A 25,546-nucleotide genomic window follows, 5' to 3' on the forward strand; every position below is an offset into this window, starting at 1 on the left:
ATCTTGTTTTGACTAAAATATCTCTAGCCAATTCCCGCAAAAAAGAGGAGAAGTAAGAGCTGCCGCTCAAAAAACTAGTCCCCTAATCGCTTTAGTTTTTTTCACGTTTTGCCAGCAATCCTGTCAAAGCGAGGAAGACCAGACTAATACCAAAAATGAGACCACTGGTTTTGTCTCCTGTCTTAGGTAATTGCTCTGAAGACTTAGCGGAGGACTGGCCAGCAGAGGGGCTCTCATTCTCCATACTGGTCGAAGTCGATGTCTCTAAATTGGGAAGCTGCGGCGTTGTTGGCTGGCCGACTTCACCTGGTACTAAAGGATTTTTGGGCAATTCTGATGAATTTTGATTAGCTGCTGGATCGTCAGGCTGACTGGCCTGATCTGAACCAGCATTAGGCTGATCCGCTGGGTCCGCTGGAAGAGTTGCAGAACCTTCTGGATTGTCAGCTGGGTCAGCCGGATTGCCTTGTCCTTGAACCTGTAGGGATTGATTCCCACCTGATGGGTTTCCCTGATTATCAGAAACCGCTGGAGAACTTGGCTCTGGCGCTAAGTCAGCTGTTTGATTATTATTGTCTTGTCCAGAATTTGGACTTGGCAATTCATTTTCAGGACTGGCAGCTGGCTGTGCGGGCATAGCGGGAGCCGATGGTCCAGCTGATGGCTCTTCATTAGAGGTTGGAGCTGGATTAACGGCAGGCTGATTGGGGTCGGTAGCAGCAGGCTCAGTTGCTGGAGTAGCGGGGTCGGCTGACTGAGCTGAATCCGGTTTAGCAGCTTCTGGTGCTGCCGCTTTATCAGCTGCTGGATCCGCCGAGTTTGGCTCCGCTACCTGCGGTTGCTCTGGTTGAGCTGGTGCCTCGGTAAGGCTTGGATCTTGAGCTTGAGCTGCTGGATCTTGAGGCTTATTGGTACTTGGTTCGTCTGCTGGAGTCGCAGGGGTTTCAGCTGCGGCTGGTTCCACAGAGAAATTGCCTGCTGGCGTTACTGGTTCGTCTGATTGGTTTCCTGCTTCAGGCTGAGGTTCAACTGATTCCGCAAGAGGTTGACTGGCTTCCTCTTCTGCCTTATCTTGGGTAGCTGGTTGCTCAGTTGCTTCAGGTTGAGCTGAATTTTCTGGAGCAGTTGGACTTGCTGCCGGATCTGTTTCCACAGGTTTAGCTTGAGTTGGGACTTGAGGCTGTTCTGCTGGGGCTGCTGGCTGATTTACTTGGTCTTGAGCCGCTTTGTCATCAGTCGCTTGATCAGCAGGAGCCGCTGTTTGATCTTGCTCAGGGGCTGATTTTTCATCTTCAGCTGAGATATAGACAACATCCCAAAGTGTTAATTTAGGAACATTGATAACGAGAACTGGTTTACCGTTTTCGTCAGTTTCTACTGAGGCAGAAACTTTTTGCATATTAGATTTAGACCAGTCATCTGGAGATGTTACGTAGGTTTGATTTGCCATACGTTGGGCATCTTCCATTGATACATCACCAAGAGCATACTTAACAGTCAAGTTTGTTTGCTCATCTGGTGTCTTGTCTGCTTCTGAACCATCTTCATTTTTCCAATCAGAATTAATTCCCATCAGATTTAAAAGTTGAACAGTTCTAAAGTTATTGCCTTTTTTGCCATAAGTCCATACTTGATGGCCATTAATACCTTTGGCATCAGTTGACAGAAGTTTACCTTCTGAATTATAAGTATTTACTTGGGCATCATCATTTTCAACACCATCACGCAAAATATTTTCATAAGCTGTGATAAATTGTTGATAATCATTATTTTTACGAGTCAATTCGCTTGAAGTCTTCAAGCTTTGAGTTGGATAATAAGCAGTTTGAAGGACACCAATACCTTGGCCTCCGTCTATTTCGTTCTGCTGGTTAGCAAGAGCTGCGAGAGACATGTGGTAGCCGCCGGCAGCTGCGATCGAAGCGCTGGTCAAAAGAACAGCATCTGTTTGCAAGGCCTTGCCAGCCTCTGCATCACGTTTAGAGCCTCCTTTTTCGCTACCTTCCATATAGGCACCGACAATAAGAGACTTACCTGTTACCTTACGAACCTCATCGACACGCGCCTTCAGATCACCATATTCGGTTTGATTGCGGCCATCTTTGAGAGCTGAACCACCAAATGGCCAGATTTCGTTGTAGATAACATCTTGATTACCGTCTTTAAGGCGGTAGATTTGTTCACCATTAACATCGTTTACGGTTAAGTAGTAATTTGGTAATTTTTCTTTAATGGCACGAAGGAATTCTGCATACCCTTCTGTTAGCCAATGTTTCTTGCTTGGGTCATTGCTATCCTTATCGGCATAGCTGTAAATTTCATTATCTCCGATAGTGTCACCTTGCCAACCATCAAAGCCGCCATTTTTCATAGCTTGGCCCATTTTATCGGCAATGTAGTTTTGCCATTGTTTACTGGTTGGGTTGTAGTAACGTTGAATTTGAACATCTTCTTCTTTGCCGTCTTTTGGAATTTTTACGGTATAAGACATCGGTTGTCCCTTGGCACCATAACCACGGTCATCACTGTTATAAGCATATTCCGTTTCTGGCAAGGCAGGAGCTTCACCCGTATTGGTATTTTCAGCCAAGATCATATTGTAGAGCATGGCTACTGCTCCACCTTCATGAACTTGGTTGACAATATCTTTGACAGCTTGGGTATCAATTTCAGAACCACTCCAAGTATTCCAATCTTGTTTGAAACGAGCTTCGTCACTTGGGAATGGGTTAGTGGCTGTTTTGTAAACATCGTAGAAGAAATATGAATTGATGTTCATATTCTTCAATTTTTCAAGTGCGGCACGGTAGCGATCAGCATCTTTAGATAGAAGGCTGTTGTTGGTATCTTGTGAACCACCTACGATACCATAACGAGGAAACTTGGTCCAATCGCTTTCAACAGCAACGGCACGGCTGCTTTCACCTAGCGTGTTATTATTAACATCAGCTACTTTAATTTTAACTAGGTAACCGTGGTTGTTTTCAAATTGCGAAGCAGGAATTTTCAAGTCACCTGCTTGCATCTTGTAACCTTCACCGGCTTTCAGGTGTCTCGTGAACTTATAAGTTCCCAATTTGTTGTCAACGTAATAAACGTCAGCATAAACTGTTATGTCCTGCTCCTGTTCTGTTGTATTTTTAAAATCAACAGACAGGTTGACATCTTCACCTGGTCGATAACTGGCCTTATCGGCTGATAAATCCAGAATAGCGTCACCCGCTTGTGAAGCAATAACTGACCGAGTCGCTGTTACCTGAGCACTAGTGGCCCGAATAACACCTGGTCCTTGATTGCTAGTTGATTGGTTTTGGGCAGCTTCTTGATTTGAGCCCGTTTGTTCAATTGCTGAACTTGCTGGAACCGACCCTGAAGCTGAATCCCCAGAAATAAGTTCTGGAGGGGTTTGTTTTGCTGGATCTTGCAATTCTGTACTGGAGTCTGAACTGGCAACTTCCTGCTGGGAATTGCCTTTAAAACTCACATTGCTAGTGTCTTCTTCTGCTGGCTGAGTATCTTCTTGCCATTGACTGCGTTCCAGAGTCGTCTGCGACGACGCTGGACGACTAGCTGTGGATGCTTCGTCTGCAACTCGGGGTTGGTTGACAACATCCTCTGCATGAGCAGAGCGAGCTGGTAGAACGAACATCATCCCACAGGCAAGTAAGACAAGCATGCTGGGAAGCGTTAGCATTTTGTTCTCCACGGTCTTTTCTCCTTCTAATTTTTATAATCAAGCGCTTTGTGGTGAGAGCCGCTCGAAAACTCATGAATTGTATTTTACTGAAAATTCAAGAAAACTCAACCCCAATACTTGAAAGTATTAACTAATTTTACACCCAAAACTATCTTGATTTTACTGACTTTGTCAAATAAAAAAAGAGCAAGGCCCGCGATGGCCTGCTTCCTCTGTTACATAAAACTCAAATTATCTAACTTATTACTATTTTATTACAAAACATGAACAATTTGGTGGTTGAAATAATTCAATCCCCAAAACACTTGTTAAATCAAGCTTTCTCAGATTTTTAATCTTTTTAGCGATTTTTGCTGTCGAGAAGGATCGTCACTGGTCCATCATTGATTAAAGACACTTTCATGTCCGACCCAAATTCTCCGGTCTCAAGAGGAATTTCTTGGGAAAGAATTTGGTTGAAGTCTTGGTAAAGTTTTCCGGCCATTTTGGGCGGAGCTGCCTCTGTAAAGGCTGGGCGATTTCCCTTTTTCGTATTTGCAAACAAGGTAAATTGAGAAACCGAAAGAATTTTGCCCCCAATATCTTTCACCGAAAGATTCATCTTCCCTTCGTCATCAGAGAAGACCCTCATATTAAGGACTTTGCGAGCCATATATTCCAAGTCTTCTTGATGATCTTCAGGATCAACCCCAACCAATAATAAGAGTCCTGAACCAATTGAAGCAACCATTTCTCCGTCAATACTTACCTGTGCTTGACTAACTCGCTGCAATACAATTCTCATAATTGTTTATGGCCTCCATTTTAGGTTTTAGGATCTCAGACAAGAGAATTAGGCAATTACCTAACCATTCGTCCGTTTTACGGAATAGACATCAGGGACTACCTTTATCTTATCTACAACCGTCGTTAAGGTGTTTAAATTAGGGATTTTGAAGCTAACATGAATATTGGCAAATTTCATATCCTTGGTTGGTTGAGCATTGACAGTCGAAATACTCTTAGTTTGTGTTGATAGGATTTGCAGGATATCGTTTAGAAGCCCCGAACGATTGAGACCATAAATGTCAATCTCTGCCAAATACTCTTGGCCCAGCTTGCTGGTTTCATCCCATTCAACATCAATCAACCTTTGTTCGTAACCATCCTGGCTTTTAATATTGTGGCAGTCAGCGCGGTGGATAGCTACCCCACGTCCCTTGGTAATGTAACCCTCAATCGGGTCTCCCGGAACAGGATTACAGCACTTGGCGATCCGCATTAAAAGCCCAGAGGCACCTTGGATGATGACCCCATTCTCACTTTTTACCTTGAGAACATCCTTGTTCTGATGCTTGACTTCACCACCATTTATCAATTCATCCGCTTCTGCCTTGGCTTTGGCTCGCTCTTCTTCACGTCGTTCTTTTTCAGTCAGGCGATTAAAGACGGTGGTAGCACTGATTTCACCAAAACCAATAGCTGCATAGAGGGCTTCCTCGCTGCGGACACTCATTCTAGGTAGGATCTCATCAATATGTTTTTTATCCAGATACTTATTGGCCACATAGCCCTGCTCTTGAAAATAGTCAATTAGCAGATCGCGGCCTTTGCTGATGGACATTTCTTTATCTTGGTTTTTAAAGAATTGGCGAATCTTATTGCGGGCTTTGGTTGTCTTGACCAACTTTATCCAGTCCCGGCTTGGACCAAAGGAATTCTGATTGGTGACAATCTCAACCACATCACCAGTCTTGAGCTTAGCTGTCAAGGGAACCATACGGCCATTGACCTTAGCTCCGACAGCCTTTTCCCCCACCTGAGTGTGGATAGCATAGGCAAAATCAATAGGACCGGAATCCCGAGGCAACTCCTGAACATCACCCGAAGGGGTGAAAACATAGATACGAGCGGAGAAGATATCCTCCTTGACTGAGTCAACAAATTCCTGAGCATCTCCGTTAGAGCCCGCCTGCAGTTCAACCAAGTCCTGAATCCAGTTCATTCCAATAGCGGATTCTTGGGCATCGACCTTACCTTTGATGCCCTTTTTATAGGCCCAGTGAGCAGCAACCCCATACTCAGCTACTTCGTGCATCTCTTGGGTCCGAATTTGAATTTCAATGGGACCTTTAGGACCATAAACGGTTGTATGAATGGATTGGTAGCCGTTCGATTTTGGATTGGCGATGTAGTCTTTGAACCGTCCCGGCATAGGACGCCAAAGCTCGTGAATATAACCCAGCATAGCATATACATCGCTAGGAGTATCCATAATACAGCGGATAGCAATCAAATCATAAATCTGATCAAAGCGCTTCTTCTTATCTCGCATTTTACGGTAAATAGAGTAAATGTGTTTGGGCCGACCGTAAATCTTTCCGTGAAGCCCTTGTTCAGCTGTATAATTCTTGATTTTCTCAACGATTTCATCCACTAAACTTTCGCGTTCCCGCCGTTTTTCGTGCATCATGTGGGAAATTTTATAGAATTCTACCTCATTGAGATAGCGGAAGGCTAAATCTTCCAGTTCCCACTTGATAGCACTAATCCCCAAACGATGGGCCAGAGGAGCGTAAATTTCCATGGTCTCACGAGATATCCGTTTTTGTTTGTCAGGCCGTAAATGTTTTAGGGTCCGCATATTATGGAGGCGGTCAGCCAACTTAACCAGAATAACTCGGATATCCTTAGACATGGCCATGAGCATCTTACGGTGATTTTCAGCTAATTGTTCTTCATGGGATTTGTACTTTACTTTTCCTAACTTGGTAACCCCATCAACAATCTGACTGACCTTGAGGCCAAAATCTCTTTCCAGATCTTCTAAGGTGACCTCTGTATCCTCCACTACATCATGAAGAAAACCGCAGGCAACCGTTACAGCATCCAGTTGTAAATCAGCTAAGATCCCAGCCACTTGAATAGGATGAATAATGTAGGGCTCACCCGATTGCCGCCTTTGCGTTTTATGAGCTTCTGTTGCATAATCCAAAGCCTTTTGAACCAGAGCAACATCTGCCGGTGCCATATAGGTTTTAACCGCATCAACAACTTCTGGTCCCTTTAAATTTGGGTTACTTGCCATTTCGCTACCTCTAACTAAAACTTATTCTCATCTTTAGGAAAGCTCGCCAACTTAGCTCGACTGAGTCAGGTCGCATCCATTATCACACATCGGTCATTAAAATGGTTAACTCTGGACTAGCACCTTGCGAAGCATTGTGTAAGGACATAGTTTTATCTTTATTGTGCTTCATGTTACAAGACTCATTTATATCCATGACTAATGGACTTTTTTGATTTTACAGAGTATCAGAGCTGTTCCTAAGGACTTTAAGTTGCCTTAATTTTAACACTTTTCATATAGGAAGAAAAGACGGAAAATCTAGAAAACTTTCCAGCTCTTGCTGCTTAATTTCCCTAGACTGGTCAGCCCTTTCAATTTATGATAAACTGTAAGCAAGAAAGGCCAAAGATTACCTTATGATTGATAGTCAAGACATCTTAGCAAAAATGAATCCTAACCAAAAAATCAACTATGATCGTGTCATGCAAAAGATGGTTGCCAACTGGCAAGATCAAGGATTAAGACCAAAGATACTCATGCATGTCTGCTGCGCTCCCTGCAGTACCTACACACTGGAGTATCTGAGCCAGTGGGCGGATATCACGGTTTATTTTGCCAATTCTAACATTCATCCCAAGGCGGAATACCAAAGACGGCAATATGTGGTGGAGAAATTTATTCACGATTTCAACGAAAACACTGGGCAGGCTGTCCAATTCCTGGGTGCTCCCTATGTTCCTAATGAATTTTTTCGAACTGTCCACGGATTAGAAAATGAGCCCGAAGGTGGAGATCGCTGTCGCGTCTGCTATGACTATCGCTTGGATAAAACGGCTGAAAAGGCTGTGGAGCTTGGGTTTGATTATTTTGGTAGTGCCTTAACCATCAGCCCCCACAAGAACTCCCAAACGATTAACACTGTCGGACTTGATGTGCAGAAGATTTACGACACCCAATATCTTCCGAGTGATTTCAAGAAAAATCAAGGCTACCAACGCTCTGTAGAAATGTGCAAGGAATATGATATCTACCGTCAGTGCTACTGTGGCTGCATCTTTGCCGCCAAGGCTCAAGGAGTAGACTTAGTGCAAATCAAAAAGGAGGCCCAAGCCTTTATGGACGGTAAAAATGGCGAAAGGGATTATGCCCACATCCGTTTCACCTTTAACGGGAAAAAGATTTAAAAAACGCCAGTTGGCGTTTTTTAAATCCTCATTAATTCTGTATAAAAGCTGACGGCACTCAGGGCGTATAAGGGAGCCGTTTCAGTCCGCATAATCCGAGGGCCTAAGCCTATCTTGATTGCTCCAGCCTGCTCGAAAACGTCAATTTCTTTTGGAGAAATCCCGCCTTCGGGTCCAAAGATGAAGAGAACCTTACTGCCTGCTGAAACCTGTACCAACTCACGCGCCAAGGCAGCCTGCTCTCCTTGCTTGGCGGACTCTTCATAGGCGATAAATACCTTATCAAATACCGGTAACTGCTTGATAAACTCGGACTTTTGAGCGAATAGCCTAATATCAGGCACTTGATTACGTTTGGACTGTTCGGCAGCTCCCAGAGCGATTTTTGCCAACTTCTCTTCTTTTTTAGCCAATTTTTTGCCATCCCATTTAGCAACTGACCAATCCGCAGGAAAGGCCCAGATAGCCTTGGCCCCTAGTTCTGTAGCTTTTTGAGTTACCCAGTCTAACTTGTCTCCCTTGGGAAAACCAGAGGCAATGGTAACTGAAACTGGCAGTTCCACATTATCGTCAAGCTCCTCTACCAGTTCCAAAACCTGCTGGGTCGGACTAGTCACTTTGGCTAAGCGCTTGATGCCATCATCAAAGACTAAGACGACCTGATCCTCTGCCTTTAGCCGCATAACCTGAAACATGTGTTTAGCGGTGTCTTTATCTGTGATAACGAAAGAATTTTCTGGCTGACCTTTAATAAAATACTGTTGCATCTAACCTCCAATTACCCCTGACAGGTCATCGGTCTTTTTGAAAATGAGGGTATGCCATTCGCCTTGCATCATCTGGGTTTCTAGCAGGAAGCCGCTACTATAGGCAGCTTCTAAGACAAGATCCAGTTTCTCAGCAATAATGCCTGAGAGAATCAGATAGCCTTCATCTTTGACCAGACGGTAAGCGTCATCGGTCAAGTTGACTAAGATATCCGCTAGAATATTGGCCACAATGACATCTGCTTCCTGATCCACACCTTCAAGAAGGTTGCCGGTAGCTGCATGAATATTGCCCATATCAGGGTTGAGAGCAATATTTTCCTGAGCCACCCGAACAGCTACATCATCTAGGTCATAAGCATAGATGGCCTTGGCCCCCAGCAGGGAGCTGGCGATAGAAAGGACACCAGAACCCGTCCCCACATCTAGAACTGTTTCACCGCCCCGCAGGACCTGCTCCAAGGCATAAAGACTCATTTTAGTCGTTGGATGGGTTCCTGTCCCAAAAGCCATACCGGGATCTAGCTTAATAATTTTTTCACCCTGAGAGGGTTGGTAGTCCGTCCAACTTGGCACAATGGTTAAATCGTGACTGATACGAGTCGGCTGGTAGTACCTCTTCCAGTTTTCCGCCCAATCCGCCTCAGCCAATTCATGATGAGATAGGCTCATCTGACCCGTTTTCAAGCCAAAATCTGGCAGCTGTCGGATAGCTTGGCTGACCTCAGATTTGATAGCTTCGATAGCCATTGACTCAGGATAGTAGGCTGTAATCCTAATCATGTCAGACTGCTCAACCTCTGGGAAGAGCTCACCATACTTGCCAACAGGTCCAAGATAGTCCGCACTATCCTCAATAGCTACCCCTTGGCTGCCTGACTCTACTAAAATATTAGCCACCGCTTCCTGAGCCTCCCGATTAACCACAACACTTAACTCTTGCCACTTGTCCATGATCTAACTCCTCACCTTTCGTAGTTCATCTAACCATTGTTTAATTTTACTTTCACACACTTTAAAAATTTTATCCTCAAGCTCTTGACCATCTTGTTCAAAACACTTATTCCATAAGTTCTCGTCTTCCACCTCATAAATAGGAATATCTTGATTTTCTAATTCTTTTTTAAAATCTGCTAGATAATATGGTTTATGAGAATGTAAGCCGATATAACCAAGATAAGGATATAATACTGCTTCATCAAAATTATTCACAGTCACAACAATACCATTTCGTAACGGTCGATGAGTAGGATCAGCATTCTCCGAGTGATCGTATGGATAGAATAAAATGACACCAACTGTATTTTCTCTCTCTACGACAGATCTTGCATCATCAATACCTTGGTAAGGATCATAAAATTGGTGGTCCGCAAATCGATACTTCATATTATTAGAAATATATTTTTCTTTTGGCTTAGATAGTTCTAACAAGATATTTCTAAAGATCTCATCATTAAATCCCAATTCTATTAAATATTGTGATAAGTCATGTCTAAAATCATAGAGTCCTCCAGTTTGACAGTCTCTTTTATTAATTTTTAAAAAATTATCATCATCAGAAAGTATTGTGGGTTTTAAAGCTAACTGTTCCAAAAAATTAGCAACTTGACCTTTTTTAATATTAAACTCAGTTAATACTTTACTATGTCTATATCTACTTCTTTCATCTCCAAGAATAAAGGCATATTCAAAAGATTGTGCTGTCAACTGAGTTATTATTTTACGAACAATAAATTTGACCTTTAAAGAATGCAAATCATTCTTTTTGAAAAAACTATTTTCAAACTGTTCATATTCCTCTTTTGATAATTCTCCAACAAAATCTAATAAATCAATCAATTCCCAATAAAACTTCAATACAATTGGTTGATATAGTTTGTTTAAATCTCTATAAAGGTAGGAATTCATAAATTTATAAAGTTCAAACCCCTTGGAAAAACCTGATTTTCCCTCATATTTTCTACTATAATTTAATTCTCTATTATTCATTTTACTCATGAAATAATAATTTAAAATATCAATAAAATCATAACTTAAATTCATCCCCTTACTATTTACCCTATAAACATGGTCTAAAACAGTCAAATCAGGAACAACAACAATATTCGGCTCAGAAATATAATCTGATTCTTCTGATAATGAAATCGCTGTCGCTACATCAGTAATCAAAAGCGTAGTGACATTACAATCAAAGAACAGCATCTTGTTTTTATCAATCATATTAATTACTGTCGCAGTGCTACATTTATCTAATTCATCTATAGAAAAAGTAATATTAAAAAACTCTGACATATTTTGCAAAAGCCTAAATAGCTGACGCTCTTTTAGTTCTTCAGTCACGATATTTTTCAATTCCTGAGATTGTTCCTCAAGTTTTTTTGAATCGTCCTCTCCTCGTAACTGTGTTCCTAATTTTACAATACCTAAATCAACACTTAAATCAATTGAGTTTTTAGTTGACACTGTCGATGTTGTTGATTCTAAATAGGTTTCTATTCGAGTTATTTCTGTATCGAAATATCTCAGTTGGTTTTGAGATAAACGTAAGAATTCATGTAATTTCTTTAGTTCATCTAACGCTTTTTCAACTCCCTCAACTTTTTCCTCCAGTTCTTTAACTTCACGCCGAAAACTTTTTATTCTTACTTCACTAAATTCTTTAAAAGAAGGTATTTGCTTCTTTTGAAATCCATATTGTAGATTTAATCCGTTAAACTTTTCAACTACACTTTTTCTGTGATTCGATAACTCACGATGGACATTTTCAATATCCGTAGTGTTATTAAGTACTATCCTATCAATCTTTTTCTGGATGGTTGAGAGCCTGACAGATATTTGATGCATTTCTGATCGACCATACTCTTTTTCCTTTTCTTCTTCATCATATCTTGGAGTAATATAGAGATTTCTATTATCACTAACCAGATGTCCTATCCCATTTTTTATTTCTTCAATTCTAGCTTCGATTGCGTGAGGAATTTGCATCAAAATTTCTCTATGAAAATCTTTATTACCACTAAAGAAAGAGACATTTATTACAAAAACCTTTTTGTCTGCTTTATCATAATTTACAGCTTCCAAGGAAATATTTTTCAAACTCGATTTTCCTGACCCTCTATTTCCACAAAGAATAAAAATTCCTTCTTCATTTCTGTAGATATTTTTTAACTTCTCTACTATTTCTTTTTCAGCAGGCAGTAAGGAAAAATAATCTCTAGCATTTTGACTATAAGAACCAATATATTTTTTCTGTAACATAAGACTTTCTTCGTTTTATTTTATCATTAAACCCAGCACTTCTGAAATTTCTAATACCTCGGATACTCAAAGAACTCTGTCTCGATGAGTTTAGCTCTGCCATGTTCAAAAGCATCAGTATCCCAATGGAGGCCGAATTCTTGGATGGTATCATCGCTGAGGAAGTCCATCAGATCGCTGAGGCCTTCGGTTGCAACAGTGTTCAAGGTTTCTGCAAAATAGCCTAAGAATTCGCGTGACAGCCCTTTTTTAGGCTGATAGGAGACGGCCACTAGGTAGTCATCTGGGTTAAATCTTGATTTCTCAGGATTATAAAAGATCACATAATCTTCAAAGAGGACATCCTGATCTGAGAGCTCTCCCTTGTCATCGACGGTTGCAATAGCTGCCAGATTTTGTGCTTCTAAGGCGAAGGACACTTCTACAGCGTGATTTCGCTTGTCCCAGTCCATGGCGAAGTCATAATCAAAATGCTCTTCTAACTCCTCCTCCAGAACTGATAAAAATCCATACTTAGCCATCTGGTCTCCTCTTCTTGCTTTAGCCTTTTTTGTGTTACAATAATTCTATCATAAAAATCTACAATTAAAAGGAGCTGTGAGTTATGACAGCCAATCTGGCTCTGCGTATGCGGCCAAGACTATTGATGAAATTATCGGGCAAGAGCACCTCGTCGGTGAAGGCAAAATTATCCGCCGGATGGTTGAGGCCAATATGCTCTCTTCGATGATTCTCTATGGGCCACCGGGGATCGGTAAGACTTCAATTGCCTCTGCTATTGCTGGGACAACTCAGTTTGCTTTTCGTACTTTCAATGCCACAACTGACAGTAAAAAACGCCTGCAGGAAATTGCAGAGGAGGCTAAATTCTCAGGTGGCCTAGTCCTTATGCTGGATGAAATTCATCGTTTGGACAAGACCAAACAGGACTTCCTTCTGCCCCTGCTGGAGAATGGCAATATTATTATGATTGGGGCTACGACTGAAAATCCCTTTTTCTCAGTCACACCTACCATCCGCTCGCGAGTGCAAATTTTTGAGCTGGAACCCTTATCTAATGATGATATTAAGGCAGCTATCAAACGAGCCATTTCCGATAAAGAGCGGGGATTCGATTTTGATATCAGCCTAGATAATGAAGCCCTAGATTTTATTGCGACAGCCACCAACGGAGATCTGCGGTCAGCCCTCAATTCCTTGGAGTTAGCTGTTATGTCCACTCAGGCTGACGAAAAAGGGCGGCGCCATATTACCTTGGATACAGTCGAGAACAGCCTGCAGCGATCTTACATTACCATGGATAAAAATGGGGATGGCCATTATGATGTCTTGTCTGCCCTGCAAAAATCCATCCGCGGATCCGATGTCAATGCCAGTCTTCATTACGCTGCCCGCTTGATTGAAGCGGGCGATCTGCCCAGTCTAGCCCGCCGCCTGACTGTAATTGCCTATGAAGATATCGGTCTGGCCAACCCCGATGCTCAAATTCACACAGTAACGGCACTGGAAGCAGCTCAAAAAATTGGATTTCCAGAAGCACGAATTCTGATTGCTAATGTTGTGGTTGATCTGGCTTTATCTCCTAAATCGAATTCTGCCTATCTTGCTATGGACGCTGCCTTAGCTGATTTACGGAAATCCGGAAACCTGCCAATTCCGCGTCATTTACGCGATGGCCACTATCAAGGCAGCAAAGAATTAGGCAATGCTCAGGATTATCTCTATCCCCATAATTATCCGGAAAAGTGGGTTAAGCAACAATATCTGCCCGATAAACTTTTAGGGATTAATTATTTTTCAGCCAATGAAACGGGCAAATACGAACGAGCTTTAGGGGCTAACAAGGACCAAATTGATAAACTTTCTGATTAAAGTAAGGGGATTTTAATAAAAAATAGTATTTTCCTCTTGAAAAAAATTTCAAAAATGGTATGATAAGAACATAAAACTGCTGTGGTATACGAATCCACATCACTGTGTTGACCGACTAAATCTTTGTATTTTGGGAAACGTAAGTCTTTTTGCAGTATGCAGGCCGTTTCACGCGGAAGCAGCTAAGCAAGAGCGAGTTACCCACCTGCTTTAACTTGCGGGTTCAATACAAAACGTGGATCATCGGTACCAATACAGCTCTTTCTCCTTCCTTAGCTCAGTTGGTAGAGCAGTGGACTCTTAATCCATGGGTCGTAGGTTCGAGTCCTACAGGGAGGATAAACTTGACAAGTGAAAGCCTATGAAAATAGGCTTTTTATTGATTAGGGGTTTATGATGAAAAGAAAATTATTATTGCTGTTATGCCTGCTGGCATCCGGCGCTTTTTTGGTAGCCTGTAACCCAAAAAGTCATTCAAGCTCCGATCAGACGAACGTCACCAGCTCGGCAAACGATGGGAGTCCAAGTACTAGGGGAAAGTTTCATAAGAATCGCCATCCAGATGATCTGCCTGTGGATGCTGATTCTGCCAAAAAAGATAAGATTTATGCAACCGATGGCAGTGAGATTTATTATGAGGGGTCCAGCTCAGGTTTAACCGCTTCTGCCCCTGACTACAAGGGGTATACCGCTGATACAGTCAAGCAAATTCTCGGCAACCCTGATTCAATTATTAATGACAGTTCGCAGATGGTAATTGCCTTAAAGCAAGATGAACCAAAGCGCATCATCAACCTCTTTAAAAACAAAGATATTACTCGTGAAGAGGCTCGGGCTTTTAACTGGAAAGCTGTGGATTTCTCCTTAGGCAATCTTCACAATTACTATATCTACGAGTATAAAGAAAAAGATATTATCCTTCTCTTCAATGCTGGCAGCAATACCTTAGTTTACGTTACTCCTAATCCTGCCTATGTCTACTGGCGATAATTAGAATTATACAGTCCCGTCAGGGATTTTTTCTTTTATAATGAAAATGAAGAGTGGTACGAAAGTCTTACCTCTTTTGCTATTGCTCTAGATTTACCAATTGGCGCAAGGGTTGGCTGATTTTCTTTTTGCCAGAAGCCAAATCAGAAAACTTAGTCAACTGTGCAGGGGGAGGCAGACCAAAATTTTTAATTTTTAGATTCTTTCTCACTCCCTGCCTATTTCTATCTCTCTCTTAAGCTCTTTGAAACTCTATCGCCAAATTTTCAGAATTTTTGGTATAATAATGCTTAAACAAAAAGGAATGGAGACTATCATGACTGCACAGAAAATGAACGCCCAAGAAATTATTGCCTATATCGGAAATGCTAAAAAGAAGACCAATGTCAAGGTCACCTTTGAAGGCCAGTTGGCAGGAAATGTCCCTGAATCTGTAACAAAGCTAGGTAACGTTCTCTTTGGTGACTGGAAAGACATCCAGCCCCTTCTGGTCAACTTGACTGAAAATAAGGACTATGTGGTTGAACAGGATGGTCGCAACTCTGCTGTTCCCCTGCTTGATAAACGTCATATCAATGCTCGGATTGAACCGGGTGCTATCATCCGCGACCAAGTGACCATCGAAGACAATGCCGTGGTCATGATGGGAGCCGTTATCAATATCGGTGCTGAAATCGGTGCCGGAACCATGATTGATATGGGAGCCATCTTGGGTGGTCGGGCAACCGTTGGTAAGAACAGCCATATCGGTGCTGGCGCTGTTCTGGCTGGTGTGATTGAGCCAGCTTCTGCTGACCCCGTCCGGATTGGTGACAATGTTTTAGTCGGTGCTAATGCCGTTGTTATTGAAGGGGTTCAGGTTGGCAATGGTTCGGTCGTTGCTGCTGGTGCTATCGTTACCCAAGATGTTCCTGAAAATGTTGTTGTTGCCGGAGTCCCAGCTCGTGTCATCAAGAAAATTGATACCAAGACACAACAAAAAACGGCTTTGGAAGATGCCCTGCGCAACCTCTAAGTCTGTGATAAAGAGAGTTTGCCCACTCTCTTTTCTTATGTAAATATATCGACTGACAAGCTAAAAACTGTTTGAATAACGAAATCTAACCTGTTCAATCAGTTAAACTGTCCATTAATGAAAGTAATGAAAGGATCCACTTCTATGTTAGATTTAATTAAAATCCGCCGAGAGCTCCACCAGATTCCTGAAATTGGCTTAGAAGAGTATCAAACACAAAAGTACCTTTTGGATAAGATTACTGAAATTACTCACGGCAAGAATTTTGTTGAGCAAAGAACCTGGAGAACTGGTATCTTAGTTTTTTTACATGGCTCGGCTCCCGAAAAAACAGTAGGCTGGAGAACAGACATCGATGCTCTGCCCGTAGAAGAAGCTACAGGTTTGGACTTTGCCAGTCAGCACGAGGGACGGATGCACGCCTGCGGTCATGACATCCACATGACCACGGCTTTGGGACTGTTAGATGCTCTAGTTCAAAAACAACCCAAAAATAATTTACTTTTTCTCTTTCAACCCGCTGAGGAAAATTTGGCTGGGGGTAAGCTTATGTATGAAGAAGATGCCTTTGGTAATTGGGTACCAGATGAATTTTACGGCCTCCATGTTCGACCGGATTTAAAGGTTGGCGATATCGCTACCAATACTAGCACCCTGTTTGCTGGAACCTGCGAAACCTTTGTAACTTTCAAGGGCACTGGTGGCCACGCCGCCTTCCCTCACAAGGCCAACGATGCTCTGGTTGCTGCAGCCTACTTTGTGACCCAAGTTCAAACCATCGTCAGTCGTAACGTTGATCCGATTGAAGGGGCTGTCGTCACGTTCGGGTCGTTGCATGCTGGAACTACTAATAATGTCATCGCTGAAGAAGCTAAATTACACGGGACCATTCGCACACTGACTCAAGAAATGAACTTGTTAACTCAAAAACGACTTCAGGAAATTGCAGAAGGTGTTGCTAGATCCTTTGGTTTAGAGGTAGATGTTGAACTGGTTCAAGGGGGATATCTGCCTGTTGAAAATGACCCTAATTTAGCTAAGGACTTGATGACCTTCTTTGACCAAAAGACAGATGCCAATCTGATTGATATCCTGCCAGCTATGACCGGTGAAGATTTTGGTTACTTACTTCATCAAATTCCCGGAGTTATGTTCTGGCTAGGTGTTGATTCAGTTTATCATCTTCACAGTCCAAAAATGAGCCCTAATGAGGATGCTCTGCCATTTGCAGTCGAGACCATCAGCAAATTTCTGAACTATCGTGCCAATTAAATTCTAGGCTGGGCAAAAACTCGTCCAGTCTTCCTGTTTTGTAATAAACTTTTGGCGCAGTGGTGGCTAGGCCAAGAAGTCTTGCTCCTGTACAGTTCATTAGATGCTTGAGCACCAATGAACCACTGTTGGCGTTTTCATTTTGCCACAAGGCCAAATCGGCAAAAAGATGAACGACATTCATCTTTTTCCAAACTCCAAAGGTCCCCTGAACCTTTGGAGTTGTGCGGGGGTGTGACTTAAAAAGGTCTGGGAGACCTTTTTAATCGGGAAACGAAGCTTGCAAAGCAAGTGTCAAAAACGGTCTGGGGAGAGACCGTTTCAAGTCACCGCCTAGAAATTAGGAAGTGGTGAGAACCAAAATTTTCAATTTTGGGGTTGATCCCACTCTTTTTTCGACGAAACCTGTCAATTCACAGGAAAAATGGTAAGATAAGAGCATGTTAAAAAACGAGATTCGGCAAACTGTTTTAAAGCAGCTAAAAGCGCAAAATAGAGAGCGTAAAGCTGAGATTGACAAGGCTTTACTGGAGCAGGTCCTAGCTAGTTCAGAATATCAAGAAGCCAAAACTTTGGCAACCTATCTGGCTTTTGATTTCGAGTATAATACCAAGGCCCTAATTACTCAGGCTCAAAAAGACGGGAAAGTCGTTTTAGTACCAAAAACCCACCCTAAAAGTCAGATGACTTTTACGGAATACACCCCAAAACAACTAGAAATGACTAAATTTGGTCTCTTAGAGCCCATAAAGGAGCATCCTGTCGCTAAAACTAGCATTGACCTAATTCATGTCCCGGGTATAGCTTTTAACTCACAAGGCTACCGTATCGGATTTGGAGCAGGTTTTTACGACCGCTATTTAAAGGATTTCCAAGGAGATACAATCAGTACTATCTATCCCTGTCAAGAGATCGATTTTCATGCTGATCTGCATGATGTCCCAGTTAGAAAGGTCTTTATCTATGATGGTCAAAGATTTTAAAAAATATCCAGTCACCTATGCCCTGCTGGCCTTTACTCTATTAGTCTTTTTAGCCCTGCAAGTTATTTATTTTGGGGAATCTACGACCGGCCCCGCTATCTACCACTTTGGCGGCATGTTCGGCCGAGCAGTCCAGTACGACCACAAACAAATCTGGCGCTTGCTTTCCCCAATATTTGTCCATATCGGCTGGGAGCATCTAATTTTTAACGGCGTTACCCTCTACTTTGTCGGTCGTATCGCTGAGGAACTTTGGGGATCCGGAAAATTTTTCCTTCTCTACCTTCTAGCAGGTCTGATGGGAAATGCTGCTACCCTATTTTTTACACCGACTGTAGTTTCAGCAGGAGCATCAACTGCTCTCTTTGGACTCTTCGCAGCTATAGTCATTGTCGGTTATATCGGCAATAGCTCCATTCTTAAACAAGTCGGTAACCAATTCTTAGTTTTAATTGCTCTTAATCTAGCTTTTAATCTGATGGATTTAATGTCAGGTCATCCTAGCATAAGCCTTGTTGGGCATCTGGGGGGGCTGTTAGGGGGAGGACTTGTTGCCCTCTTTCTCCCTATGAAACGCTATCGTTCTGGAATTCCTACTAGTCTGAAAATTACCGCCCTCATTGCCTATCTGGTTTTTTTCATCGGCATGGTTCTCCTCTCAATTTCCTGAGTAACTAAGCAAGAATATTTATACCTTAGCTAATAACACCAAGAAATTTATATCAAAAACAATGAAATTTTTAATTCCTCCTGCAAAAGAAGTGCGCGCTCACTCTCAAGGTCATCACGTTTCCCTTCCAGACAGAAGCCAACCTATCCTAAAAATCTTGGCTCAAGTTAATCCATCAGAATTAGAAAAAATTTATAAGATCAAGTCCGATGCTGCAAAAATAGAAGCCCAGCATCTGACAGCTTTACAGAACGGAAAGGCACTTAGCTACCCAGCTTTAGGACTTTTCAACGGTCTGATGTATCGTCAAATTGACAGAGACTTGACCGATCTTGATAAAAAGTTTACAAGAGAGCATATTTTTATTACCTCTGCTTTCTATGGTATTATCAACGCTTTAGCTGATATTGCTGAACATCGCTTAGATTTCAGCTGTAAAGTCCAAGTCAATGGTCGATCTCTGAAAAACTACTGGCGACCTGTTTATGACGATTTCCTCAAGTCTATTATGAATAACGAACCTGTTATCTCCCTTCTATCGAGTGAATTTGAATCAGTTTTCTCACCCCAGCTGGCAAAATCACTTATTAGAATTACTTTTCAAGAGGAAAGCGCTGGACAACTCAAGACCCATTCAACTATCTCCAAGAAAGGGCGTGGCCAGTTACTAAACCAGATCATCAAACAGAAGATTCAAACGATTGAAGTCTTGAAAACATTGAATTTTTCTGGCTTTTCCTATCGCCAAGAGCTCTCGACTGATCAGCATTTGGTTTTTATCAAAACAATTGAATAGGGAACATCTCATTATTAAACCCTAAATTGAATTTATAGTAAAAGCATAAAACTTTCAAGAAGTTTTATGCTTTTATTATAAGCTATATTAAATCATCTCGACTAACCTGCTCGTAAGTGGCCTGCCCATCATTGAGCTTATCCCAGATAACAACTTGGTTTTGATCCAAGGATTTCTTGACATCAATAATCCGTTGATTCGAAGAACCTCGGAACTGAAGCATTAAATTCTTCTTCGTGATATCGAAACGGCCATCTACCAAGATATCAATAAGATTCAACAATTCTAACTTATCCGGTGTTTCCAGCATGAGTTCTTCCCAGGTATAGCCTGTCCAAGACCAGATATCTTTTTCTGGTAACTCCTTGCGAATTCGCTTGACCAAGGGCAGTAAAATTCCTGTATTGAGGAAGGGTTCTCCACCGAGCAAAGTTAGGCCCTGTACATAAGGCTGGGCTAGATCAGCCATAATCTGTTCTTCAAGCTCTTGTGTGTATGGAATACCTGCCTTAAATGACCAAGTAGCCGCATTATAGCAGCCCTCACAATGAAACATACAGCCACTGACATAGAGGGAATTTCTGACCCCCTCGCCATCAACAAAGTTAAAAGCCTTATAGTCAATAATCCGTCCTTGACTCAGTTCCTCAGCTTTCCATTCCTGCGGTTTTGGATTATTCATCTCTATTTTCTCCCTACTTCTATCCAATAGCGCTCCACGCCATCAACTATAGTGTCCAGAATACCACCATTAGCCAGAATAACTGCTCGGCTGGCTGGATTGTCACTATAACAGGTTACCAAGGCTTGCTTGATATTCTTAGATTGACAGACCTGTAAAGCTTTTGTCAACATCTCTTTGGCATATCCTTTGCCCCTCTGGCTGGGTCTAACAGAATAACCAATGTGACCACCAATCTTCATCAAGGTATCATTTAGCCGTAGGCGAAGATTGAGAAAACCTAGAGCTTGCCCCGCATCGGAAAAGGCTACAAATTGGATAGCCGGTACCCGATCGTCTGTCAGGTTCAACCCTAACTCAGTTGCCTGATTTTGCTCAAGCCAAGCTTCATAGTCAAAGTTCTGACTATCCCAAAAACTACCCGCATGGGGAGAGTGCTCTTTTTCAAATTCTGCCATTAGATTTAAAATTGCCACTTTATCTTCTAATCTAGGTCGTCTCAACTCCATAAGATTTCCCTTCTCCTTTGGAAGAGTAAAGAGCTGGGCAGTCCCAACTCCTTAGTTATCTATTTTCTTCCTTTTTGAGCCCGCTTCAGCAGGGATTGGAGGTGTTCTTTACGGTTCACCTGTCCTCCCCTAGAATTTTTCTCGTGGTAACGCTCCACCAGAGCCTGACCCTTATAGTCTAGCTGATACTTTCCCATATCCAGGTTTCTTACCTTTCCTTATTCTGAAATCAGTGATTTTTCCTGTAAATAATAACGTACTAACTCATCAACAATTTCATCAGGATGGTGGCGCCGAATATTATTGCGGGCGTTATTATGACGAGGAATATAAGCTGGATCACCACTGAGAATATAGCCGACAATTTGATTAACGGCATCATAGCCAATCTCATTAAGCGCGCGAGAGACCATGATCAGGTCATCCTTTAAGGTATTAGTATCCTCATCTAACTTGAATAGAACTGTATCAGTGGTAAAATTCTTGTCTTCTGCCATCCTAACTTTACTCCTTTTATCTATTATTAATCCTTGTGTCGACCAGGGTTTTGAATAGTCGAACCATTCATGTGTTTAACACGGGCGGAAATTTCCTTATGGCGTCCATTAACCATTGGTCGAGCTTGAGGGTTTCCTAGGTAACCACAAGTCCGTTTAACGACATCGACAGTCTTAGGATCGGTATTGCCACAATTTGGACACATAAAACCGCGTTCTGTTGGGGTAAAATCCCCTTCAAATCCGCATTCATAGCACTTATCGATTGGAGTATTAGTACCAAGATAACCCACACGGTCATAGGCGTAGTCCCAAACGGCTTCTAAAGCTTTAGGGTTTTGTTGCAAAACGGGATACTCACAGTAGTGAATGAAACCGCCAGAGGCTCCCAGTTCTGGGTAGTCTTTTTCAAAATCTAATTTTTCAAATGGAGTGGGGTTCTTACGAACGTCATAGTGGAAAGAGTTGGTATAGTATTCCTTATCGGTAATATCCTTGACCTTGCCAAATTTCTCAGTATCCAAGCGGCAGAAGCGGTCAGTCAAGCTTTCTGATGGGGTTGAATAGATTGAAAAATGATAATCATATTCATCTGACCAAGCCTCAACCAACTGTTTCATTTGTCGAATAATATTCTTAGTGAATTCTTTAGCTTCTGGATTACCTTCCCACTGACCACCGTAGAATACAGTTGCCACTTCATAAAGACCGATATAACCTAGAGAAACAGTTGCTCTGCGATGCTTGAAGAGGTCATCAACATTGCCAGTCTTACTCAAACGCTTGCCAAAAGCACCATATTGGTAGAGGATTGGAGCATTAGCTGGACTGGCTTCTTTAACTCGCTCTACACGGTAAACCAGAGCATCCTTAGCAATCTGCATCCGTTCTGCAAAAATATCCCAGAACTTATCCATATCTCCTTGGGATTCTAAGGCAATCCTTGGCAGGTTCACCGTAACCACACCCAGGTTCATCCGGCCAGAATTCACTTCTTGGCCATTTTCGTCCTTCCATCCTTGAAGGAAAGAACGACACCCCATAGGAGCCTTGAAGGACCCTGTCAAATCAATGATTTTATCGTAGGACAGAACATCTGGATACATACGTTTAGTGGCACATTCCAGAGCTAGTTGTTTAATATCGTAGTTAGGTGTGCCTGGTTCTAAGTTGAGACCTCGCTTGAGGGTGAAAATCAGCTTAGGAAAAATGGCTGTGCGGTGTTCACTTCCCAGGCCCTTGATGCGGATTTGCAAGATAGCCTTTTGAATTTCTCGTTCAAACCAATTCGTTCCTAAACCGAAGCCTAACGATGTAAACGGTGTTTGCCCGTTTGATGTAAAGAGCGTATTGATTTCATATTCAAGACTTTGCATGGCATCGTAGATGTCCTTCTTGGTCTTGGTCCGAGCATAATCTTCTTGCTTGCCCTCAGCCACCCATTCTTTGGCATCCTTGAGATGTTTTTGGTAGTTGAGCTGAGCATAAGGGGCTAAAAATTCATCAATTCGGTCAGCTGTACAGCCTCCATATTGACTAGAAGCGACATTAGCAATGATTTGAGAAATTTGAGCAGTCGCTGTCTGGATAGATTTAGGACTTTCAACTTCAGCATTCCCAATCTTAAAGCCATTGGCCAACATGCCCTTGAAGTCAATCAAGCAGCAGTTGGTCATTGGCGTATAAGGGCTATAGTCCAAATCGTGGAAATGGATATCCCCTTTTTGATGAGCATTGGCGACATGAGGCGGCAACATTTTCAGACCAATGGACTTTCCAACAATCCCAGCTGTCAAATCTCTTTGCGTATTAAAAACATCACTGTCCTTATTAGCATTTTCATTGACAACTGTTTGGTCCTTATTGATCAACTTATCAATAGTAAAGTTGATATCTGTCGCTTGCGAACGGGCGAAATCCCTTTGGGTACGGTAATTAATGTACTCTTGAGCAATCGCATATTCGTTGGCATTGAGCAGTTCATGCTCAACAATGCTCTGAATCTCGTAAATCTTGATATCAGCCATGAAACGACTAGCAATTTCTGCTACGATGCGGTCACAAATGCCTTTTAATTTTGCCTCCATCAATGGTGACAGTTCTGAAACATTTTGACTAGCTTTGAGCAGTGCCTGATAAATCTTATCACTGTCGAACTGAACACGGCGGCCATCACGTTTAATAACTGTGATTTCAGGATCTGTTACGATAAATTCTTTTTCCAATGTAATCATTATTTCCACCTCGCAGTCCATTATAACACAAGGCAAAAAAAAATCAATATGTTGTGGTGTATTTTTTAGGTAGACACAACATATTGATTTTATGAATAAAATTACTTCTTCTGATAAAGCATGAAATGATCTGCATTTTCTAGGGACACTTGCTTATAACTGGACTTCAACAGTCGTGAAATTTCCTTGGGCAGCTCCTGAGATTTATCCACCACAATAAATTTGGCCTGGGCTTGTAGAATATCATCATTTCGCTTCTGACTATTGTCACCTCCAACAGTATTTACTGTTGGGTTAGGAAATTGTGAGGCTGATTGTAATCCAGTATCCAAATAAATTTTAGAAGATTGGTCCCAAACATAAATGCTAGTCTTACTGCTAGAATTTTCCTGCAAGTAACGAGAAATCGCACTGCGCTCTCTGTTCATACCTAGTGATAAGACACCAAGGAAAATCGGGGTAAAGATACCAGCTACCATAACTAGGATTGGTAACTGGAAGTGACGTTTGGTAAAAACACTCCAATAGCTCCCTGTTGACTCACGGTTGCGTTTACGGCGATGAGCCCCCCTTGTGCTCTTAGTTTCTTGATTAGCCTGCTCATTAATCGTATCACTGATCACTAAAGCTGTTAAAATCAGACCAAAAGGCAGAGCTAAAAGGAGAGAGAAAACGTAATAGGTCTGCGCAAAAATGCCAATTAGTAAGGTTAAAATGAGATTGAAGAAAACCAACCATTTCACCGTTTTAAACTGCAGAACACGCCCTAGGTGTCCAAAAAAGCCAAAGAGCCCTAGGAGCAAGCCTGAAGCTGATAGAATCAAGATTTGATAAGGAAGGGTTATTAAGAGGGAGTTCTTAGCCAAGGCAAAAGCTTTAAAGTTATAGAAGAGGGCTTGGGAAATATAAGCTGGCAGGTTTCCCATATTGAGGACAAAATAGCCAACTGTGTAGTAAACCAGAATAGCTCCAAAAATCATACAGAGTAACTGGTAGATACCACGCGCAAAGTGGCGCTGAAGCAGATTATAAATACCAATAATAATAAAGGATAGCACCCAAAAAATTAAACTGCGAGGGTCAATTAAGGCGGCTAAGGTGCCAAAAAAACCATAAATGATAAAGGCTTCATCATTGATATGACCTGCGAAATATTTGGTGAGAAACCACAGGGCATTGAGAATAAAGGGATAGGCCCACTGAATTGGATAGAGGCCACCGAAACCGAGCGCTAAATTTAGTAGGTAAAAGATCAAGGTGACTGTTATCCCCAAATCCCTTTTTTCTGTCAAGAAACTGATAATTTTATAGAAATAAATCCCGGACATATAGAAGGCCAAAAACTCGATAATCATTAGCCAGAAACTTGAGCCAAGAAAGTAACTGAGGGCAATAATGACATAGAAGAGGAAGCCACCTGTCGCAAACGTATCTAGGTAAGGGAGATGCCCTTGACTCATCATCTGTCCAGTATAGAGATGAACCATCTGAGTTGGATTAGCAAAATTCGTCAGCAAGGGATTGGCAACAGAACTTAAAGCCATTATTACACTCAAGGTCAAAATGTAAAAGCGATGCGACCCATCCACGTCAATTTTATAAGTTTGGTTATCTTGGCTGGTGCGCGTTTCTACTTCTTTGGCATCTACCGGCTGCCGGCGGCTGTACTTTGGTAACTCTTGGTCTTGTTTTTCTGCCACTAGAGATCTCCTTTTTATTTCTACGAGGGCATCTAAAAATCAGAACAGTCGAGAAAGTTTAGTTAGAAAGGGACTCTCCTGAATGAATCCTAACTGCTTTACTAGGAAGCAGATATCTCTAAAGTCCTATACTCAAGGCCCAAGTCAGTTTACTTTTCTTTCTAGTATATCAGAATTTACTCTTTAGTCAATTTTCTAAGGATACGAACGTAGACCAAGATATCCCTAAAACGATGCAATTTGCTCTCTTGATAGGTGGCTAAAAATTCCCGCTCTGCCTGTGTCAAATCTCTCACTTGCATGATTTTCCTCCACCTATTTATCCGTAAAGGTAGAGGAATTTTCAAGGTAAAACAATAGGGCCAACCATT

General features: G+C 41.9%; 21 protein-coding genes, 1 tRNA gene, 1 other RNA gene and 1 pseudogene. 10 read left to right on the forward strand and 14 right to left on the reverse strand.

Annotated elements, in window-relative coordinates; all coding sequences use genetic code 11:
* Positions 1 to 91: 91 nt before the first annotated feature.
* The 3 genes from STRCR_RS12440 to STRCR_RS01325 all read right to left on the reverse strand — a co-directional run bounded on the left by STRCR_RS12440 (position 92) and on the right by STRCR_RS01325 (position 6,764).
* Positions 92 to 3,694: a glycoside hydrolase family 66 protein gene (locus tag STRCR_RS12440; RefSeq protein WP_004229773.1), complete on the reverse strand. Its 3,603-nt coding sequence runs from the start codon at positions 3,692 to 3,694 to the stop codon at positions 92 to 94.
* Between the two features lie 343 nt (positions 3,695 to 4,037).
* Complete coding sequence (gene dtd, locus STRCR_RS01320) at positions 4,038 to 4,481, reverse strand: D-aminoacyl-tRNA deacylase (protein ID WP_004228385.1); 444 nt, start codon at positions 4,479 to 4,481, stop codon at positions 4,038 to 4,040.
* 60 nt (positions 4,482 to 4,541) lie between these two features.
* The gene (locus STRCR_RS01325) at positions 4,542 to 6,764 is read right to left on the reverse strand and encodes a RelA/SpoT family protein (RefSeq protein WP_004229119.1); all 2,223 of its coding nucleotides are present in this window, start codon (positions 6,762 to 6,764) and stop codon (positions 4,542 to 4,544) included.
* A 398-nt stretch (positions 6,765 to 7,162) separates the two neighbouring features.
* On the opposite strand from STRCR_RS01325, the gene STRCR_RS01330 reads away from it, so the two are divergent.
* Positions 7,163 to 7,930, forward strand: a complete 768-nt coding sequence (locus tag STRCR_RS01330) for an epoxyqueuosine reductase QueH (RefSeq protein WP_004225413.1) — start codon at positions 7,163 to 7,165, stop codon at positions 7,928 to 7,930.
* 20 nt (positions 7,931 to 7,950) lie between these two features.
* On the opposite strand, the gene STRCR_RS01335 is transcribed toward STRCR_RS01330, so the two are convergent.
* Genes STRCR_RS01335 through STRCR_RS01350 form a run of 4 tightly spaced genes read right to left on the reverse strand, consistent with a single transcriptional unit; the run spans position 7,951 to position 12,476 of the window.
* On the reverse strand, positions 7,951 to 8,697 hold the full coding sequence (locus STRCR_RS01335; protein WP_004226075.1) for a 16S rRNA (uracil(1498)-N(3))-methyltransferase: 747 nt from the start codon (positions 8,695 to 8,697) through the stop codon (positions 7,951 to 7,953).
* Entirely contained in the window at positions 8,698 to 9,651 is a 954-nt protein-coding gene (prmA, locus tag STRCR_RS01340; protein ID WP_004227459.1) for a 50S ribosomal protein L11 methyltransferase, read from the reverse strand.
* A 3-nt stretch (positions 9,652 to 9,654) separates the two neighbouring features.
* The gene (locus STRCR_RS01345) at positions 9,655 to 11,955 is read right to left on the reverse strand and encodes a P-loop NTPase fold protein (RefSeq protein ID WP_003048900.1); all 2,301 of its coding nucleotides are present in this window, start codon (positions 11,953 to 11,955) and stop codon (positions 9,655 to 9,657) included.
* A gap of 50 nt (positions 11,956 to 12,005) precedes the next feature.
* On the reverse strand, positions 12,006 to 12,476 hold the full coding sequence (locus tag STRCR_RS01350; RefSeq protein WP_004226578.1) for a DUF3013 family protein: 471 nt from the start codon (positions 12,474 to 12,476) through the stop codon (positions 12,006 to 12,008).
* Positions 12,477 to 12,559: 83 nt separating this feature from the next.
* Between STRCR_RS01350 and STRCR_RS01355 the strand changes: the two are divergent.
* The 9 genes and pseudogenes from STRCR_RS01355 to yaaA all read left to right on the forward strand — a co-directional run bounded on the left by STRCR_RS01355 (position 12,560) and on the right by yaaA (position 19,553).
* A pseudogene (locus tag STRCR_RS01355) lies at positions 12,560 to 13,827 on the forward strand (replication-associated recombination protein A).
* 73 nt (positions 13,828 to 13,900) lie between these two features.
* A non-coding RNA gene (ssrS, locus tag STRCR_RS11470) (6S RNA) lies at positions 13,901 to 14,092 on the forward strand.
* A 1-nt stretch (position 14,093) separates the two neighbouring features.
* A tRNA-Lys gene (locus STRCR_RS01360) sits at positions 14,094 to 14,166 on the forward strand.
* A gap of 75 nt (positions 14,167 to 14,241) precedes the next feature.
* A complete protein-coding gene (locus STRCR_RS01365) occupies positions 14,242 to 14,817 on the forward strand; it encodes a DUF4947 domain-containing protein (RefSeq protein ID WP_040804772.1) in 576 nt (191 codons plus the stop codon).
* A gap of 316 nt (positions 14,818 to 15,133) precedes the next feature.
* A complete protein-coding gene (dapD, locus tag STRCR_RS01370) occupies positions 15,134 to 15,832 on the forward strand; it encodes a 2,3,4,5-tetrahydropyridine-2,6-dicarboxylate N-acetyltransferase (RefSeq protein WP_004227667.1) in 699 nt (232 codons plus the stop codon).
* A 144-nt stretch (positions 15,833 to 15,976) separates the two neighbouring features.
* Positions 15,977 to 17,104: an N-acetyldiaminopimelate deacetylase gene (locus STRCR_RS01375; RefSeq protein ID WP_004225398.1), complete on the forward strand. Its 1,128-nt coding sequence runs from the start codon at positions 15,977 to 15,979 to the stop codon at positions 17,102 to 17,104.
* Between the two features lie 440 nt (positions 17,105 to 17,544).
* Positions 17,545 to 18,087, forward strand: a complete 543-nt coding sequence (locus STRCR_RS01380) for a 5-formyltetrahydrofolate cyclo-ligase (protein WP_004226815.1) — start codon at positions 17,545 to 17,547, stop codon at positions 18,085 to 18,087.
* Positions 18,071 to 18,757 (forward strand): rhomboid family intramembrane serine protease, encoded by a 687-nt coding sequence (locus tag STRCR_RS01385; RefSeq protein WP_040804774.1) that lies wholly within the window; start codon positions 18,071 to 18,073, stop codon positions 18,755 to 18,757. The genes STRCR_RS01380 and STRCR_RS01385 overlap by 17 nt, the downstream gene beginning before the upstream one ends.
* A gap of 61 nt (positions 18,758 to 18,818) precedes the next feature.
* The gene (yaaA, locus tag STRCR_RS01390) at positions 18,819 to 19,553 is read left to right on the forward strand and encodes a peroxide stress protein YaaA (RefSeq protein WP_004228863.1); all 735 of its coding nucleotides are present in this window, start codon (positions 18,819 to 18,821) and stop codon (positions 19,551 to 19,553) included.
* A gap of 82 nt (positions 19,554 to 19,635) precedes the next feature.
* Here yaaA and nrdG read toward each other — a convergent pair whose 3' ends face one another.
* From nrdG to STRCR_RS12405, 7 genes are all read right to left on the reverse strand, one after another.
* Positions 19,636 to 20,235: an anaerobic ribonucleoside-triphosphate reductase activating protein gene (gene nrdG, locus STRCR_RS01395; protein ID WP_004229883.1), complete on the reverse strand. Its 600-nt coding sequence runs from the start codon at positions 20,233 to 20,235 to the stop codon at positions 19,636 to 19,638.
* Positions 20,236 to 20,237: 2 nt separating this feature from the next.
* Positions 20,238 to 20,744, reverse strand: a complete 507-nt coding sequence (locus tag STRCR_RS01400; RefSeq protein WP_004226744.1) for a GNAT family N-acetyltransferase — start codon at positions 20,742 to 20,744, stop codon at positions 20,238 to 20,240.
* A 59-nt stretch (positions 20,745 to 20,803) separates the two neighbouring features.
* Positions 20,804 to 20,941 carry a hypothetical protein gene (locus STRCR_RS12190; protein ID WP_004225792.1) on the reverse strand — a complete coding sequence of 46 codons (138 nt, stop codon included), beginning with the start codon at positions 20,939 to 20,941 and terminating at the stop codon, positions 20,804 to 20,806.
* A gap of 21 nt (positions 20,942 to 20,962) precedes the next feature.
* Complete coding sequence (locus tag STRCR_RS01405; protein WP_004229710.1) at positions 20,963 to 21,241, reverse strand: IreB family regulatory phosphoprotein; 279 nt, start codon at positions 21,239 to 21,241, stop codon at positions 20,963 to 20,965.
* A gap of 26 nt (positions 21,242 to 21,267) precedes the next feature.
* Positions 21,268 to 23,475 (reverse strand): anaerobic ribonucleoside-triphosphate reductase, encoded by a 2,208-nt coding sequence (gene nrdD, locus STRCR_RS01410; RefSeq protein WP_004228648.1) that lies wholly within the window; start codon positions 23,473 to 23,475, stop codon positions 21,268 to 21,270.
* 101 nt (positions 23,476 to 23,576) lie between these two features.
* Positions 23,577 to 25,175: a hypothetical protein gene (locus tag STRCR_RS01415; protein ID WP_004227401.1), complete on the reverse strand. Its 1,599-nt coding sequence runs from the start codon at positions 25,173 to 25,175 to the stop codon at positions 23,577 to 23,579.
* A gap of 176 nt (positions 25,176 to 25,351) precedes the next feature.
* Positions 25,352 to 25,477, reverse strand: a complete 126-nt coding sequence (locus STRCR_RS12405; protein WP_004226289.1) for a hypothetical protein — start codon at positions 25,475 to 25,477, stop codon at positions 25,352 to 25,354.
* Positions 25,478 to 25,546: the final 69 nt, after the last annotated feature.

It is taken from the genome of Streptococcus criceti HS-6, assembly GCF_000187975.2.
GTDB lineage: Bacteria > Bacillota > Bacilli > Lactobacillales > Streptococcaceae > Streptococcus > Streptococcus criceti.